The sequence below is a fragment of the Micromonospora phaseoli genome, from assembly GCF_900109115.1.
Classification (GTDB): Bacteria; Actinomycetota; Actinomycetes; order Mycobacteriales; family Micromonosporaceae; genus Micromonospora; species Micromonospora phaseoli.
Map to the genome: position 1 here is coordinate 315679 of NZ_FNYV01000002.1, position 17299 is coordinate 332977.

Here is a 17299-nt window from a genome sequence, read left to right on the forward strand (position 1 = left end):
CGGCAGCGGCGTCAGGTGGTTCCCGGCCGGTGGGGATGGCACACCGGCCGGGAACCCGGTCGGCCCGAGCACTCGGGCCGCCGGAGAGGGCTTGACGGACGACCTCGGTCGTCGGACGGTGCTGGTCGTCCGACGGCCACCGCGGCAGTACGGAGCGCCGTCAGAGCCGCATCATCGTTCAGAAGCCCCGGGCGAGACGGTAGTACGCCTGGTTCCATCGGAGCTCGTCGGCGAACCGGCGGGGCTCGGTGTCGGCGTCGATGACGACGAGCTCGGTGCGGCTCATCTCGGCGAGGTCGTGCAGCTCCTCCACCCCCACCGCCTGCGACAGCACCGTGTGGTGCGGAGCGCCCGCGGTGATCCATGCCTCGGCCGAGCCAGCCAGGTGCGGCCGTGGCCGCCAGACCGCCCGGGCCACCGGCAACCGCCGCAGCGGCTGCGGCGGGGGCACCACGTCGACCTCGTTGGCCACCAACCGGAACCGCTCGCCCATATCGGCCAGGCCGAGCACCACCGCCGGGCCCGGCTCCGCGTCGAAGACCAGCCGGACCGGGTCCTCCCGACCGCCGATACCGAGTGGGTGAATCTCCACGTTCGGCACGCCGGCGGCGATCGTCGGACACACCTCCAGCATGTGGGCGCCGAGGATCAGCTCCTCTCCGGGCGTCAGGTCGTAGGTGTAGTCCTCCATGAACGACGTTCCGCCGTCGGTGCCCACCGCCATCGCCTTCAGCGTGTGCACGAGGACCGAGGTCTTCCAGTCCCCCTCACCGCCGAAGCCGTAGCCGTCGGCCATCAGCCGCTGCACGGCGATGCCGGGCAGCTGGCGCAGGCCACCGAGATCCTCGAAGTTCGTGGTGAACGCGCGGAACCCGCCCGCATCCAGGAACGTACGCAGACCCAGCTCCAGCCGGGCGGCATAGCGCAGCGAGTCGTGCCGCTCACCGCCGGGCCGCAGTTCGGCGGCGACCCGGAAGGTGTCGTCGTACTCCTTGACCAGGTCGTCGATCTGCGCCTCGGCAACCTCGTCGACCACCCGCACCAGGTCGTTGACCCCGTAGGTGTTCACCGAGACACCGAAGCGCAGCTCCGCCTCGACCTTGTCCCCCTCGGTCACCGCCACGTCGCGCATGTTGTCGCCGAAGCGGGCCAGGCGTAACGAACGCATCGCCGACCAGCCGATCGCCGCCCTGGTCCACGCGCCGACCCGGGTCACCACCCGCGGGTCGGAGACGTGCCCGGCGACCGTCTTGCGGGCCACGCCCAGCCGGGTCTGGATGAACCCGAACTCCCGGTCGCCGTGGGCGGCCTGGTTGAGGTTCATGAAGTCCATGTCGATCTCGTCCCATGGCAGCCGGACGTTGGCCTGGGTGTGCAGGTGCAGCAACGGCGTGCGCAGCGTGTCCAGGCCGGAGATCCACATCTTCGCCGGCGAGAAGGTGTGCATCCAGGCGATGACCCCGACCGCACCCTGCACGGCGGCATCCCGGCAGATCTGCAGGATGTCGGCGCTGGTGGTCAGGACCGGCTTCCAGACCACCCGGGCAGGGATGTGCGGCGAATCGTCGAGCAGGGCGGCGATCTGACGGGACTGGTCGGCCACCTGCCGGAGGGTGTCCTCGCCGTACATCGCCTGGCTTCCGGTGAGAAACCAGACCTCGGGTGCAGGGTGTGTTGCCATGGGAGTTGCCTTCCGCGAGAGGGGCGGTTACTTGTAGCGGATGCCGATCAGGCGCTGGAGCAGGATGAACGCGAAGAGCAGGCCGCCGATCACAATTTTGGTCCACCAGGAGTTCAGGCTGCCATCGAAAGTGATCAAAGTCTGAATCACGCCGAGCACCAGGACCCCGAGCACGGTGCCGAAGACGTACCCGGAGCCACCGGTGAGCACGGTGCCGCCGATGACCACGGCCGCGATCACGTCGAGTTCCATTCCCACCGCGATCAGCGGCGCGCCGGAGAGCGTGTAGAACGACAGCAGGATCCCGCCGATCGCCGCGCACAGGCCACTGATGGTGTAGACCGCGATCCGGGTACGCCCCAGCGGCAGGCCCATCAGCAGCGCCGACTGCGGGTTGCCGCCGATCGCGTACACGTTGCGGCCCAGCCGGGTGTACGCGAGCACGTACGCGGCGACCAGGACCACGACGAACGCGACGATCACGCTGACCGAGACGAAGTTGCCGCGGGGATCCCCGATCCGGTACTGCGACATCGTGGTCCAGAAGCCGTCGGTGATGGGGATCGACGCGTTGCTGATGAACGTGCACATGCCGCGGGCGAAGAACATCCCGGCCAGGGTGACGATGAACGGCTGGATGTCGAAGAAGTGGATCGCGCAGCCCATCAGGAACCCGAGCAGCGGGCCGATGAGCAGGGCGATGACCAGCACCAGCAGGGCCGGCAGGCCCGACTGGAGCAGCCATGCCGAGACCATCGCGGTCATCGCGGCCACCGACCCCACCGACAGGTCGATACCGCCGGTGAGGATGACGAAGGTCATCCCGACGGCGATGACGAGCAGGAACCCGTTGTCGATGAAGATGTTGAAGATGACCTGGACGTTCGAGAACGCCTGGTACTGGGACACCCCGATGCCGTACATCACCAGCAGCAGGGCGAGGGTGGCCAGCACCGGCATCTGCCGCCGGGGCAGCTTGGCCCAGCTCGGCCTGGTGGTCAGCGAGCTGACGCTCATGCCGGCACCTCCTCCTTCTGCCGCTGCGGCGACGGGGCCGGCGGGGGCGGGGTGCCACGCCTGCGCCGGCCGAACTTGGCGCGGAAGGCCGGTGCCTGGATGAGGCAGACGGCGATGACGACGACCGCCTTGAACAGCAACGCGGTCTGCGGGGAGATGTTCATGGCGTACACACTCGTGGTGAGGGTCTGGATGATCAGGGCGCCGAGGATGGTGCCGCTGAGATAGAACCGGCCACCGGCCAGTGAGGTGCCACCGATGACGACCGCGAGGATCGCGTCGAGCTCCACCCAGAGGCCGGCGGCGTTACCGTCGGCGCTGGAGACGTTCGCGGTGATCATGAAGCCGGCGATGGCGGCGCAGGCGGCGCTGACCACGTAGACCAGGAAGACGACCCGTCCCGACCGGATGCCGGCCAGCCGGCTCGCCTCGCGGTTGCCACCGACCGACTCCACGATCATGCCGAGCGCGGTCCGGCGGGTGAACGCCGCGATGAGCAGGGCCGCGCCCAACGCGATGAAGATCGCCAGCGGCAGGGTCAGGAAGTGCCCCAGGCCGATCGCCCGGTACGGACCGGAGTTGATGGTGATGATCTGACCCTCGGTGATCAACTGCGCCAGACCCCGGCCGGCCACCATCAGGATCAGCGTGGCGATGATCGGCTGAATGCCGATGATCGAGACCAGCACGCCGTTCCACGCGCCGAGCACCAGCGCGACGCCGAGGGCCATCGCGAGTGCGGTGAACACCATGCCGAGATTGTTCTGATCCGGCGCCTCGCTGATGTAGAGGCAGGCGATGGCGCCGCTGATGGCGCAGATCGAGCCGACCGAGAGGTCGATGCCGCCGGTGGAGATGACCAGGGTCATGCCCAGCGCGACCAGGATCAGCGGCGCGCTCAACCGCAGGATGTCGATCGGAGTGCCGTACAGGTGCCCGTTGTTGACCTCGATGGCGAGGAAGCCGGGGCGGTAGATCGTGTTGGCCGCCAGCATGGCCACGAGGACGGCGACCGGCCAGAACAGCCGATGACCGACCAGGGTACGCAGACGGAGGTTGGCGTCGCTCATGACAGCACTCCGCTTCGTTTCGCGCTGTCATGAGGCACCAACGCAGTGCGCGCGCTCATTGGTTCGCCTCCTCCCGCTGGGTTCCAGTGGCGATGGTCTGCATGACCCGGTCGGCGTCGACCGTGTCGTCGTTGACGAGATGCGCGACCATCTCCCGGTCGCGCATCACCGCGATCTTGTGGCTCAGCCGCAGCACCTCCTCCAACTCGGCGGAGATGAACAGCACCGCCATGCCGCCGTCGGAGAGCTGCACCACGAGCTTCTGGATCTCCGCCTTGGCGCCGATGTCGATGCCTCGGGTCGGCTCGTCGAGGATGAGCAGTCGGGGCTCGGTGATCAACCACCGGGCCAGCAGCACCTTCTGCTGGTTACCGCCGGAGAGGTTACGTACCGGCATGTCGGGGTTCGCGGGGCGGATGCTCAGCGCCTTGATGTACTTGTCGACGAGCTCGTCCTGACGGCGACGCGGGATGCGTCGCAGCCAGCCGCGGGCGGCCTGCATCGCGAGGATCATGTTCTCGCGGACCGTCAGGTCCGGGATGATCCCCTCCGCCCGCCGGTTCTCGGAGCAGAAACCGATGCCCTGGTTGATGGCCTGCACCGGGTTGCGGAGGCTCGCCGGCTCGCCGCTCACGGCGACGTCACCGTGGTCGGCCCGGTCGGCGCCGAAGAAGAGCCTCGCCACCTCGGTACGGCCGGAGCCCAACAGGCCGGCCAGGCCGACCACCTCACCGGCGTGGATGGTCAGGCTGAACGGAGCGACCGCGCCCCTGCGGCTGAGCTGCGACACCTCCACGAACGGGGTCCCCTCCTCCAGGGTCGCCAGCTCCGGCCGAGGCTGCTCCTCGATCCGTTCGAGGACGTCGAGATCCTTGCCGATCATCTTCTCCACCAGCGCGAGCTGGGGCAGTTCGGCGGTCGGGTACTCGCCGACCAGGGTTCCGTTGCGCAGCACGGTGATCCGGTCGGCGATCCGGTAGACCTGGTCGAGGAAGTGGGTCACGAAGAGGATGGCGATGCCCTCGTCGCGCAGCTGGCGCATGATGCGGAACAACTGCTCCACCTCACCGGCGTCCAGGCTGGAGGTCGGCTCGTCCAGGATCAGCACCTGGGCCCGCACGTCGATCGCCCGGGCGATCGCGACCATCTGCTGTACGGCCAGCGAGTAGCTCGCCACCGGCGCGGTCACGTCGATGTCGAGATCCAGCCGGGTCAGCAGGGCTCGGGCGCGCCGCCGCACCTCTGCCCAGTGCACGGCGCCGAACCGGCGGGGCTCACGGCCGATGAAGATGTTCTCCGCCACCGACAGGTTGGGGCAGAGGTTGACCTCCTGGTAGACCGTGCTGACCCCGGCGCCGGCCGCCTGCATCGGCCCGCTGAAGGCCACCTGCTCGTCGCCGAGGATGATGACGCCTTCGTCGATGCCATAGACACCGGTCAAAACCTTGATCAGGGTCGACTTGCCGGCGCCGTTCTCGCCCATCAGGGCGTGCACCTCGCCGGGGAAGAGCCGGAAGTCGACGTCGTGGAGTGCGCGCACCCCGGGAAAGGACTTGCTGATCCCGGTCATCGTCAGGACCGGACGGCTATCCGTCATCCCATCAGACCTCTTCTGGGTTCGATCGGCACGGAAGGGCCATGGCCTCCCCGTGGCACCCGCCCGGCCGGCCCTGTAGGGCCGGCCGGGCGGGTGCCACGTTGTCGGGCCAGGCGCCCATTCCGTCAGGAGTGGGCGACGCGGCGGGGTCGCCACATCAGCGGCGACCCCGTGCGTCGATCAGTACTTGCGGTTGGGCAGGGCCTCCTTGGCCTGCTCCTGGGTGAAGGTGGTCTCCTCGGTCTCGATCCGAGCAGGCACCTCCTCGCCGGCGTGCACCTTCTTGGCCAGGTCCATCAGCTGCGGGCCGAGCAGCGGGCTGCACTCCGCGATGAAGTTGAACTTGCCGTCGGCCAGGGCCTGCATGCCGTCCTTGACCGCGTCGATGGTGATGATGGTGATGTCCTTGCCGGGCTCCTTGCCCGCCGCGGTGATCGCCTCCAGCGCGCCGAGGCCCATGTCGTCGTTGTGCGCGAAGAGCACGTCGATCTTCGGGTGGGCCTTCAGGAACTGCTCCATGACCTGCTTGCCACCGGCCCGGGTGAAGTCACCCGACTGAGAGGCGATGACCTTCAGCTTGGGGTCGGCGGCGATCGCCTCGGCGAAGCCCTTCTTCCGGTCGTTGGCCGGGGCCGAGCCGGTGGTGCCCTGCAGCTCGACGATGTTCACGTCGCCGGTCGCGGCCTTGGAGTTCTCCACCAGCCACTCGCCGGAGAGGCGGCCCTCCTTGACGAAGTCCGAGCCGAGGAAGGTCTTGTACAGCGACGTGTCGGCCGAGTCGACGGCGCGGTCGGTCAGGATGACCGGAATGTCGGCGTCCTTGGCCTCCTTGAGCACCGTGTCCCAGCCGGACTCCACCACCGGCGAGAAGGCGATCACGTCGACCTTCTGCTGGATGTAGTTGCGGATCGCCTTGATCTGGTTTTCCTGCTTCTGCTGGGCGTCGTCGAACCTCAGCTCGATGCCCGCCTCGGTCGCGGCCTCCTTGATGGAGTTGGTGTTGGCCGTACGCCAGCCACTCTCCGCGCCGACCTGGGAGAAGCCCAGGACGATCTTGCCGTCGTCGGTGGCCTCGCCGCCGCCGCCGGTGTCGCTGTTGCCGCACGCCGCCACCGTGCCGGCGAGCAGGACGGCGGCGATGACTGCGACGGCGCGCCGTGGCGCCAGGGACGTTCGCATGTTTCTCATCGGATCTCCTCGGGTGGGTGCGGGTGTCCACGCCGTCCGTCGACGTACCCGAGCGGCGCGCGCTGGTGGTGCGGATCTGGTCCCGGCCCGCCCGCAGACGGCCCGGGACCGGCTAGGAGTTCGCCGGAGGCGAGGAACGTTGGCCGTAGACGTTCTGGTAGCGGTCGTAGAGGGCGTCGATGTCGGCCTGCGCCATCGGCACCGGCTGGCCCAGCACCCGCGCCAGGTGTGCGGTCCGGGCGACGTCCTCGCACATGACCGCGGCCTTGACCGCGGCCCGGGCGTTGCCTCCGATGGTGAAGACGCCGTGGTTGCGCATCAGCACCGCTGGCGAGCGGTGGCCGGTGAGGGTGCTGACGATCCCCTTGCCGATGTCGTCACCGCCGATCAGCGCGAACGGCCCGACCGGGATCTCCCCACCGAACTCGTCGGCCTGTGCGGTCAGGTGGCACGGGATCGACTCACCACACGCCGCCCAGGCGGTGGCGTACGTGCTGTGGGTGTGCACGACGCCGCCGACCTCCGGCATGGCCCGGTAGACGTAGGCGTGCGCCGCGGTGTCGCTCGACGGTGACAACTCCCCCGCCACGGGTCGGCCGTCGAGGTCGCAGAGCACCATGTTCTCCGCCGAGAGGTCGTCGTAGTCGACACCGCTGGGCTTGATCACCATGAGGTCGTGGCCGGGCACCCGCGCGGAGACGTTGCCCGCCGTCCAGGCGACCAGGTTGTACCGGGTCAGCTCAGCGTGCAGGCGGGCGACGCTCTCACGCAGCTCGTTCACCTGACGGGTCAGTTCGGCGTTCATGCCGACGCTCCCTTCCGTGCGGCGGCCTGCTCGACGGCCGTGTTCCGGATCGCCCGCAGACGCAGCATCACGTCGTTGGCGCCCCGACCGAAGTGGTCGTGCAGCGTCCGGTACTCGGCGTAGAGCGCGTCGTACGCGCGAACCCGGTCCGGGTCCGGCCGGTAGACCGCCTCCCGTACCCGGCCCATCGCCTGCGCGGCCTCCTGGATCGAGGGGTGCACGCCGGCGGCGACGGCGGCGTGGATGGCCGAGCCGAGCGCCGGTCCCTGCGCGGAGCCGATGATGCCGAGCGGCCGGTTGGTGACGTCGGCGTAGATCTGCATCAGCAGCTCGTTCGAGGTGAGGCCGCCAGCGATCACCAGATCGTCGACCTTGACCCCCGCCTCGACGAAGGCCTCGATGATCATCCGTGTGCCGTACGCCGTCGCCTCCAGCAGGGCCCGGTAGATGTCCTCGGGCCGGGTGGCCAGGGTCAGGCCGATGATCATCCCGCTGAGATCGTGGTTCACCAGCAGCGACCGGTTGCCGTTCCACCAGTCGAGCGCGACCAGCCCGTGGGCGCCGACCGGCTGGGCCGCGGCCAGCTCGGTGAGCCGCTCGTGCGAGTCCGTCCCGGCCGGGGCGGCGTGCTTGACGAACCACCCGAAGATGTCGCCGACACCGCTCTGCCCGGCCTCGTAGCCCCACGCGCCGGCGCTGATGCCGCCGTCGACCACGCCACACATGCCGGAAACCTCGGCCGGGTGGTTGCCGTTGACCACGTGACAGGTGGAGGTGCCCATGATGGCCACCAGCCGACCGGGGTTGAGCGCCTGCGCGGAGGCCGCGGTGACGTGTGCGTCGACGTTGCCCACGGCGACGGCGATCCCCGCCGGCAGGCCGGTCCAGCTGGCGGCGTGCGGGGCCAACTCGCCCGCCTTGGCGCCCAGCGGCATCAGCGGACCGTCCAGCTTGGCCACGAAGTCGCCGAACGCGGGGTTGAGCGCGGTCAGGTAGTCCACCGACGGATACTTGCCGTCCTGCATGATGCCCTTGTAGCCGGCCGTGCAGACGTTGCGTGTCTCGACGCCACAGAGCTGCCACACGATCCAGTCCGCGGCCTCGATGAAGCGCTCGGCCCGCCGGTAGACCTCCGGGTCCTCCTCCAGGATCTGCAGACCCTTGGCGAACTGCCATTCGGCGGAGATCTTGCCGCCGTAGCGGCCGATCCACGGCTCGCGGCGCTCGTGGGCGATCGCGTTGATCCGGTCGGCGTGCGGCTGGGCGGCGTGGTGCTTCCAGAGCTTCACCCAGGAGTGCGGGCGCTGACGCAGCTCCGGCACCTCGCACAGCGGGGTTCCGTCGGCGAGCGTGGGGAGCACCGTGCAGGCGGTGAAGTCGATGCCGACACCCACGACGTCGCCGGGGTCGATCCCGGCGGCGGCGACGGCCGCCGGCACGGCGTACCGCAGCACGTCGCGGTAGTCCTGAGGATCCTGCAACGCCCAGTCGGGCGGCAGCGGGGTGCCGTCATCCGGCAGGGCGGAGCTGATGACCGCGTTGCGGTACTCGTGCACCGCCGTCCCCAGCTCGGCACCGTCGCGGACCCGGACCACCAGGGCCCGCCCTGACAGGGTGCCGTAGTCGACGCCGACGACGTACCGGTCGTCTGCTTCGTCCACACCGCTCATCTTCACCTCCGGCCGATGACAGCCCTCAGTGTTAACGCTCACATCAGGCGCCGTCAAGACACCTCCCGGCAACAGGTACGTAACGGAGCGCACCGTGACGCCGACCACCCCGACCGGCCGCTGGCGACACCGCCACCGACTCCTCTTTTCGCACCTCAACGTGGGTGCGTGCCGGCCACCGAAGGCGGCCGACACGAACACCCGTCACGCCCCGCGACCGTCGCCGTCCGATCGGAAGGTCCATCCCTGGCGGCCGGGCACCCGCCGTCCCCGTTCCCGCCGCATACGCCGGGTACCACTCCCGCGAGGCACCCGGCGGAGCGCACCCCGCCGCCCCGTCCGCCGGCGAAAGATCGACACCACCGTACGGCAGGCCGGGTGGTGGACACGAAATTAGCGTTAACAACTCGGTTTCCTTGAAATGATCTTCTCGGCGGCCGGCTCGCCGGCATCGCAATCGGCACCCGGGTCACCGTCCGGCCGGAGAACTGCCCTGACGTGCTCGTTCAGGCGCAGGATGCCAACCGTCGTCGGATCCTGAGCAACCAGAAGCCCCAGTCGATCATCGGAGGCCGATTTACAGAAGTAGATGTCAGCGATAACATTGCCGACATCTACGCGCCATCTGCCCGGGTGGACGACCGCACCGGACACGGCTGGCGCGGCGACAGTGACGGCCAGCTCGATTCGCGCGCGCACCGTCGGCGGCAGGCATCCCCGCCACGGTCCGGTGGCTCCCGTCCGACCGGCGACGAGCAGGCGACGCCTGATCTGCCCTTCGCCTTCCGACGACACCTGTGCTCCCCCGCCACTCGTGGATGGTCACCCAACGAACAGCACGTCTCCAAGGAGGTTCGAATGCGCGTACGACCACGATGGTTGGCCGTCCTGAGTGTCCTGATGTTGACGCTCGCCACGGTCGTCGTCGACGGGTTCCACTCCCCGAAACCCGCGCAGGCGCTGAACAACGGCGTGGCCCGCACTCCCCCCATGGGGTGGAACACCTGGAACACCTTCGGTTGCAACATCAACGAAACGCTGATCCGGCAGATGGCCGACACCATCGTGGCCAACGGGATGCGGGACCTCGGCTACAAGTACGTCGTCGTCGACGACTGCTGGTTCAACCCGAACCGCGACGCGCAGGGCAACCTGCAGGCCGACCCGGGCCGTTTCCCCAGCGGCATGAAGGCGCTCGGCGACTACCTGCACGCCCGTGGCCTGCTCTTCGGCCTCTACCAGGTGCCGAGGGAGAAGACCTGCGCCCAGTACTTCGGGGCGTGGCCCGGCTCCACCGGCAGCCTCGGACACGAGTACCAGGACGCCCGGCAGTTCGCCGCCTGGGGGGTCGACTTCCTCAAGTACGACTGGTGCTCGCCCTGGGGCACCATCAACGACCAGATCGCGGGCTTCGCCCTGATGCGTGACGCCCTCGCGGCCACCGGCCGGCCGATCGTCTACAGCATCAACCCGAACAGCATCCACGAGAAGACCGGCCCGCAGCGCAACTGGGGCGACGTGGCCAACATGTGGCGGACCACCGAGGACATCACCAACTCGTGGAACACCGGTCAGACCAACGGCTACCCGATGGGCATCCAGAACATCGTCAACGTCAACGTGCCGATCGCGTCGTACGCCTCGCCGGGCTCGTTCAACGACCCGGACATGCTCGTGGTCGGCAACGGTGGGATGACCGACACCGAGATGCGCAGCCACTTCGCCCTCTGGTCGATCATGGCCGCACCGCTGATCGCCGGCAACGACATCCGCAACGCCAACGCGGCGACGTTGAACATCCTGCGGAACCAGAACCTGATCGCCATCAACCAGGATCCGCTCGCGTTGCAGGCGGTGCAGGTGTCCAACGACGGCACCCGCCGGGTGCTGGCCAAGCGGCTGGCCAACGGCGACGTCGCCGTCGCCCTGCTGAACCAGGGCAGCTCGACCACCACCGTCGCCACCACCGCGGCGGCGATCGGCAAGTCGGGCAGTTCGTTCACCCTGCTCGACGCCTGGACCAACGGCACCTCGACCAGCACCGGTGCCATCTCGGCCAGCGTGCCGGCGCACGGCACGGTGGTGTACCGGGTCAGCGGTGGCGGGACGACCAACCCGCCGACGCCGACCACCTTCCGGCTGCGCAGCGAGTCGTCCGGCCGCTGTCTGGACGTCAACAACGGTGGCACCGCCAACGGCACCGCGACGTTGATCTGGGACTGCCACGGCGGCAGCAACCAGAGCTTCACCCAGAGCGGTCAGGCCCTTCAGGTGCTCGGCAAGTGCCTCGACATCTCGACGAACGCGACCGCCGGCACGCCGGTGCAGATATGGGACTGCAACGGCGGCACCAACCAGCAGTGGACCTTCAACGGCAACGGCACCATCAGCAGTGTCCGCTTTCCCAACCTCTGCCTGGACGTCAACAACAACGGGACCGCCAACGGGACCACCGTGCTCGTCTGGAGCTGCCATACCGCCGCCAACCAGCGATGGAGCCGCGCCTGATCTCCTGCTCGCCGGCGTTGACCCCGACGGGTCAGCGCCGGCGGGCCGAGGCGGCGAGCAGGCCCAACGGGTCGGCGAGCAGCGGGGCGAAGCCGAGTTCGGCCGCACCGACCAGAGTCGCGTCGCCGCCGAGGGCCGCGGTGCGCAGCCGTACCTGTTCCCGAGCGACCGGCAGCACGTTGCGGCAGATCCGCCCGCGTACCTGCGACGCCACGCCGGGATACAGGTCACACAGCATCCCGCCGAAGATCACCATTCCCGGGTTGAACAGATTGATCAGGTTCGCCACGCCGATGCCGAGCCAGTCGCCGACGCGGCGCAGCGCCTCCCGGGCCATCGGGTCACCGCGGTCGGCGTCGTCGACCACGGATCGGATCGCGTCCCGGCCGAACAGCTCGGCCGGCCGACCGGCGGCGTCGAGCAGGGCCCGCTCACCGACCTCCGCCTCCAGGCAGCCGGACGAGCCGCAGCCGCAGGGCCGACCGTCGTACGGGTTGACCACCATGTGCCCCAGCTCGCAGCCGTAGCCGCCGTCGCCGCCCAGCAGTCGCCCGCCGACGATGATGCCACCGCCGACACCGACATCGCCGTGCAGGTAGACGAGGTTGTCGAGGCCGACACCGGCCCCGCGTTGCTGCTCGGCCTGCGCGCCGAGGTGAGCCTCGTTGCCCACCGCCACGGGCAGGCCGAGCCCGAGGCGGCGGCCGAGTTCGACCCCGAACGCCTGGTCCACCCAGCCCAGGTCCGGCCCGAAACGCACCATGCCGTCGCCGGGCCGGATCATGCCGCAGTACGAGGCGCCCACACCCACACAGGTCGCCTCCGGCCCGGCCGCGCGGTGCAGCTGACGACCGAAGTGGGCGAGGACCTCGGCCACCCGATGCAGGTCTGGTCCGGCGCGCGGGCGCGCCGCCTCCCGACGCTCCAGGATGGATCCGCCGAGCCCGACGCGGGCGGCGACCAGCCGGTCCACCGCGACATCGAAGGCCAGCACGTAGCACCGGTCCGTCGGCCGGACCAGCAGCGAGGGCCGGCCGGCGCGCCCGGTGTCCGGGGGCGGCTCCTCCTGGACCAGGCCCACCCGGGTCAGCTCGGTGGTCAGAGCCATGATGGTGCTGCGATTGAGGCCCATCCGCTCGGCCAGCCCGGCGCGGGACACCGGACCACCGAGGTGCACGTGCCGCAGCAGCGTGCCGGCGTTGCGTCGGCGGATCGCCTCCTGGACCACTCCGACCTCCGGCGTCAGGCCGCGATGGGACGGACATCTGACGCGAGGGAGTGTTTCCAAGACCTGACAGCGACGTCAAGCGTGGGCCGACCGGCCCCGGTCGGCCCACCGGCGAACCCGTCAGCGGCTCGCGCCAGCACGTCGCTTGTTGTAGACGTCGAAGGCCACGGCGATCAGCAGCACCAGGCCCTTGACCACCGACTGCAACGACTGGTCCACGCCCATCAACTGCATGCCGTTGCTCATCACCGCCATGATCAGGCCGCCTACCATGGCACCCACGACGGTGCCCACGCCACCGGTGACCGCCGCGCCGCCGATGAAGGCCGCGGCGATCGCGTCGAGCTCGAACATGTTGCCGGCCGCGGGCTGTGCGCCGTTGGAGCGCGACGAGAAGATGATGCCCGCCACGGCGGACAGGAAGCCCATGTTGACGAAGATCCAGAAGTTGACGGTGCGGACCTTCACGCCTGACAACATCGCCGCGGAGAGGTTGCCGCCGATCGCGTAGACCTGCCGGCCGAAGACGGTGCGGCGGGTGAGCAGGCCGTAGACGAGCACCAGCGCCGCGAGGATGATCAGCACGATCGGCAGACCGCGCGCGTGCGCCAACTGCCAGGCGAAGTACATGACCACGGCGCCGACCAGTGTCATCCGCGCGACGAACAGCGCGAACGACTCGACCGGCTGCTGGTACCGGATGCGCGCGACCCGGGTACGGAAGCAGCTCACCACGTAGCCGGCCACCCCGATCGCACCGATGAGCAGGGTGAAGGCGTCGTAGCCGTCGCCGCCGATCAGGCCGTTGAGGAAGCCGGCGGCGATCCGGTTGTACTCGGCCGGGAACGGCGACAGCGAGATGTTGTCGAGCACCCGCAGGGTGAGGCCGCGGAACAGCAGCATGCCGGCCAGGGTCACGATGAAGGCCGGAATGCCGACGTACGCCACCCAGAAGCCGTGCCAGGCACCGACCGCGATTCCGACGGCCAGGGCGGCCAGCACGCCGACCCACCACGGATGGCCCTGCCGGATGACGACCACGGCGGAGACCGCGCCGGTCAGGGCGACCACCGAGCCGACCGAGAGGTCGATGTGCCCGCCGATGATCACGATGACCATGCCGATCGCGAGCACGAGGATGTAGGAGTACTGCAGGACGATGTTGGTGATGTTGCCCGGGCTCAGCGAGAGGCCGTCGGTCAGGAACGCGAAGAGCGCGACGATCACGACGAGGGCGACGAAGATCCCGCTCTGCCGCAGATTGTTCATGATCAGCGTACGGGGATCGCTGGTACCCACGTGCAGCGCGGCGGCGGGTACGCTCTCGGTCGGCTTCTTGCCCGCCGCCGACGGCTTGGTGCTGGTCATCCGACGGTTTCCTTGTCCTTCGCCATGAGTTCCATGAGCTTCTCCTGGGTCGCCTGCGCGACCGGCAGCACGCCGGTGATGCGGCCCGCGGACATCGTGTAGATGCGGTCGCACATGCCGAGCAGCTCGGGCAGTTCCGAGGAGATGATGATGACCGCCTTGCCCTCGGCGACCAACCGGTTGACGATCGTGTAGATCTCAAACTTCGCCCCGACGTCGATGCCCCGGGTCGGCTCGTCCAGGATCAGCACGTCGGGGTCGGTGAACAACCACTTCGACAGGACGACCTTCTGCTGGTTGCCACCGGAGAGCTTGCCCACGACCGACATCACGCTCGGCGCCTTGATGTTCATGTCGCGCCGGCTCGTCTCGGCGACCTTGATCTCCTCGTTGTCGTGCACCCAGCCGAAACGGGCGAGCCGGCGCAGCCCGGCCGCCGAGATGTTACGCCGGATGTCCTCGATGAGGTTGAGCCCGAAGCGCTTGCGGTCCTCCGTCGCGTACGCGATGCCGTTGCGAATCGCCTCCGCGACGGAGCGTGTCCTGATCTGCTTTCCGTGCATGAAAAGCCGGCCGGTGATGTCCCGGCCGTACGACCGTCCGAACACGCTCATGGCGAATTCGGTACGCCCGGCACCCATCAGCCCGGCGATGCCGACCACCTCGCCGGCGCGTACGTCGAGGCTGGCGCCGTCGACGACGAGGCGGTCCTGGCTCGGGTGGCGCACCGACCAGTCCTCGATCCGCAGCACCTCCTCGCCGGGCGACGAGACCCGGTCGGGGTAGAAGCTCTCCAGGTCCCGGCCGACCATGCCGCGGATGATCCGCTCCTGGGTCACCTCGCCCGAACGCATTTCGAGGTGCTCCACCGTCTGCCCGTCCCGCAGCACCGTGGTCGAGTCGGCGATCGAGGTGATCTCGTTCAGCTTGTGCGAGATCATGATGCAGGTGATGCCCTGGTCGCGGAGCCGGCGCATCAGGTCGAGCAGGTGCGCGGAGTCGACGTCGTTGAGCGCGGCGGTCGGCTCGTCGAGGATGAGCAGCCGGACCTTCTTGGAGATCGCCTTGGCGATCTCCACCAGCTGCTGCTTTCCGACCCCGAGCTGCACGACGGGCGTGACCGGGTTCTCGGGCAGCCCGACCGAGGCGAGCAACTTGGCGGCCTCGGCGTTGGTGCGGTTCCAGTCGATCAGCCCGGCGGGACCGCGCTGTTCGTTGCCGAGAAAGATGTTCTCGGCGATCGACAGGTACGGCACCAGGGCGAGCTCCTGGTGGATGATGACGACGCCCCGGTGCTCGCTGTCGCGGATGCCCCTGAAGTGCACCGGCTCGCCGTCGAGAAGGATGTCACCGTCGTAGCTGCCGGACGGGTAGACGCCCGAGAGCACTTTCATCAGGGTGGATTTTCCAGCGCCGTTCTCGCCGCAGATGGCGTGGATCTCTCCACGGCGTACGGCGAGTGAGACGTCCTGGAGCGCCGCCACCCCCGGGAAGGTCTTGGTGATGCGACGCATCTCGAGGATGTTGTCGTCCATGCTCACCGTCCTGGCGGTCTAGATCGTCCTGAGTGGCCGGTTCGTGCCGGGCCCGGCGGCGGCGTGCACCGCCGCCGGGACCCGAGGATTGCCGTCAGCCCTGTGCCTGGCCGGCGGCGACCTCCTCCGCGGTGAAGTAGCCGGAGTCGATCAGGACCGGCTTGATGTCGTCGGCGAAGACGGTCTGGACCGGCAGCAGGTACGACGGGACGACCTTGACACCGTTGTTGTAGGTCTCGGTGTCGTTGGCCTCCGGCGTCTTCTCCTGCAGGAACGCCTCACCGGCGACCACGGCCTGCTCGGCCAGCAGGCGGGTGTCCTTGAAGATGGTGGAGCTCTGCACCCCGTCGCTGATCAGCTTGACCGAGGCGATCTCGGCGTCCTGACCGGTGACGACCGGGAACTCGGCGCCGCGGTAGCCGGCGTTCTGCAGCGCCGTGATGATGCCGCGCGAGAGGCCGTCGTACGGCGACAGCACGCCGTTGACCTTGCTGTTGTCGTTGTAGCTGGAGGTCAGCAGGTCCTCCATCCGCCGCTGCGCGGCCTCCTGCTGCCACCGCAGGATCGCCACCTGCTCGATCTTGTTCTGCCCCGACTTCACCTTCAGCGTGCCGTCGTCGATGAACGGCTTGAGGGTGTCCATGGCGCCGTCGAAGAAGAAGTGGGCGTTGTTGTCGTCGAGCGACCCGGCGAACAGCTCGATGTTGAACGGGCCGGTCGCGTCGCCCTTCGAGCCGTCCTTGTTCTGCACGCCGAGGCCGACCAGCAGCGCGGTGGCCTGCGCGACGCCGACCTTGTAGTTGTCGAAGCTGACGTAGAAGTCGACGTTCGGGCTGTCCCGGATGAGCCGGTCGTAGGCGACCACCGGGATTTTCGCGTCGGCCGCCGCCTGCAACTGCCCGCTCAGCGCCGTTCCGTCGATCGCCGCGATGATCAGCACGTCGGCGCCCCGCGTGATCATCTGGTCGACCTGCTGCGACTGGGTGGGGATGTCGTCACCGGCGTACTGGAGATCGACCTTGTAGCCCTTGGCCTCCAGCTTCTCCTTGACCGAGTTGCCGTCGGCGATCCACCGCTCGGAGGTCTGGGTCGGCATCGAGACGCCGATGGTCAGGTCGGCGGGCTGGTCGCCGTCGGTTCCGCCACTGCCGGCACCGTCACCACTGCAAGCCGCCATACTCAGCGCCAGTACGGCGCTACCGAGAGCGGCCAGGACTCTTTTGCTCACTGGCTTCCCCAATCTGGAACTCGCGCCGTCGGACCGGCTGCGCGGGTCGCACTTGGGGCCCAAGTGTTAGCGCTCACAATGCCTAGGTCAACACCTCGCCGGAAATACCGCGGTCACGGTCTCGTAACGAACACCCCACTCCCCCGGTCGGCCGATTCGACGCAGGTCAGGAGGGTGATCACCGGGTGTCGCGGCGGGGTCTGACAGGTCGACCGGCCAGTGACCATCGACGTCAGAGAATACGGCAAGCCAGGGCCGGTGGACAGCCCCTCGCCCCGCGTCTGTCCACACCCGACCTACCGCCGCCCGGGCCAGGCCTGCGGAACGCACCGTCGCCGCAACGGATGAACGGATGGTTTCCACGCCGTCACCAACCGCATCTTGACACGGACCAAGCCGAAGTC

The 17299-nt window shown here is 68.7% G+C and carries 13 protein-coding genes; 1 reads left to right on the forward strand and 12 read right to left on the reverse strand.

All coding sequences use genetic code 11. The features are described from left to right. Positions 1 to 178: 178 nt before the first annotated feature. The 8 genes from araA to BMY89_RS29800 form a co-directional block, all read right to left on the reverse strand. On the reverse strand, positions 179 to 1681 hold the full coding sequence (gene araA, locus BMY89_RS06250; RefSeq protein WP_092376348.1) for an L-arabinose isomerase: 1503 nt from the start codon (positions 1679 to 1681) through the stop codon (positions 179 to 181). A 27-nt stretch (positions 1682 to 1708) separates the two neighbouring features. Beyond that, positions 1709 to 2698: a galactofuranose ABC transporter, permease protein YjfF gene (gene yjfF / locus BMY89_RS06255; RefSeq protein ID WP_092376352.1), complete on the reverse strand. Its 990-nt coding sequence runs from the start codon at positions 2696 to 2698 to the stop codon at positions 1709 to 1711. Then, complete coding sequence (locus BMY89_RS06260) at positions 2695 to 3768, reverse strand: ABC transporter permease (RefSeq protein ID WP_092376355.1); 1074 nt, start codon at positions 3766 to 3768, stop codon at positions 2695 to 2697. Before BMY89_RS06260 ends, yjfF begins: the two co-directional genes overlap by 4 nt. 55 nt (positions 3769 to 3823) lie before the next feature. Next, a complete protein-coding gene (locus tag BMY89_RS06265; protein ID WP_092376358.1) occupies positions 3824 to 5365 on the reverse strand; it encodes a sugar ABC transporter ATP-binding protein in 1542 nt (513 codons plus the stop codon). A gap of 180 nt (positions 5366 to 5545) precedes the next feature. After that, positions 5546 to 6553, reverse strand: coding sequence for an ABC transporter substrate-binding protein (locus BMY89_RS06270; RefSeq protein WP_175510312.1), 1008 nt, complete (start codon positions 6551 to 6553; stop codon positions 5546 to 5548). Positions 6554 to 6665: 112 nt separating this feature from the next. Next, positions 6666 to 7358 (reverse strand): L-ribulose-5-phosphate 4-epimerase, encoded by a 693-nt coding sequence (locus BMY89_RS06275; RefSeq protein ID WP_175510313.1) that lies wholly within the window; start codon positions 7356 to 7358, stop codon positions 6666 to 6668. Next, the gene (gene araB / locus BMY89_RS06280) at positions 7355 to 9028 is read right to left on the reverse strand and encodes a ribulokinase (RefSeq protein WP_092376361.1); all 1674 of its coding nucleotides are present in this window, start codon (positions 9026 to 9028) and stop codon (positions 7355 to 7357) included. Before araB ends, BMY89_RS06275 begins: the two co-directional genes overlap by 4 nt. 399 nt (positions 9029 to 9427) lie before the next feature. After that, complete coding sequence (locus tag BMY89_RS29800; RefSeq protein WP_139217911.1) at positions 9428 to 9823, reverse strand: hypothetical protein; 396 nt, start codon at positions 9821 to 9823, stop codon at positions 9428 to 9430. Positions 9824 to 9886: 63 nt separating this feature from the next. Between BMY89_RS29800 and BMY89_RS06285 the strand changes: the two genes are divergently transcribed. Continuing rightward, the gene (locus BMY89_RS06285) at positions 9887 to 11536 is read left to right on the forward strand and encodes a glycoside hydrolase family 27 protein (RefSeq protein WP_092376364.1); all 1650 of its coding nucleotides are present in this window, start codon (positions 9887 to 9889) and stop codon (positions 11534 to 11536) included. Between the two features lie 31 nt (positions 11537 to 11567). On the opposite strand, the gene BMY89_RS06290 is transcribed toward BMY89_RS06285, so the two are convergent. The 4 genes from BMY89_RS06290 to chvE all read right to left on the reverse strand — a co-directional run bounded on the left by BMY89_RS06290 (position 11568) and on the right by chvE (position 16895). Then, positions 11568 to 12764: an ROK family transcriptional regulator gene (locus tag BMY89_RS06290; RefSeq protein WP_092376368.1), complete on the reverse strand. Its 1197-nt coding sequence runs from the start codon at positions 12762 to 12764 to the stop codon at positions 11568 to 11570. Positions 12765 to 12884: 120 nt separating this feature from the next. Next, positions 12885 to 14132 (reverse strand): multiple monosaccharide ABC transporter permease, encoded by a 1248-nt coding sequence (mmsB, locus tag BMY89_RS06295; RefSeq protein WP_092376372.1) that lies wholly within the window; start codon positions 14130 to 14132, stop codon positions 12885 to 12887. Further along, entirely contained in the window at positions 14129 to 15667 is a 1539-nt protein-coding gene (mmsA, locus tag BMY89_RS06300; protein ID WP_092376375.1) for a multiple monosaccharide ABC transporter ATP-binding protein, read from the reverse strand. The genes mmsB and mmsA overlap by 4 nt, the downstream gene beginning before the upstream one ends. 94 nt (positions 15668 to 15761) lie before the next feature. Beyond that, positions 15762 to 16895: a multiple monosaccharide ABC transporter substrate-binding protein gene (gene chvE / locus BMY89_RS06305; protein WP_092376377.1), complete on the reverse strand. Its 1134-nt coding sequence runs from the start codon at positions 16893 to 16895 to the stop codon at positions 15762 to 15764. Positions 16896 to 17299: the final 404 nt, after the last annotated feature.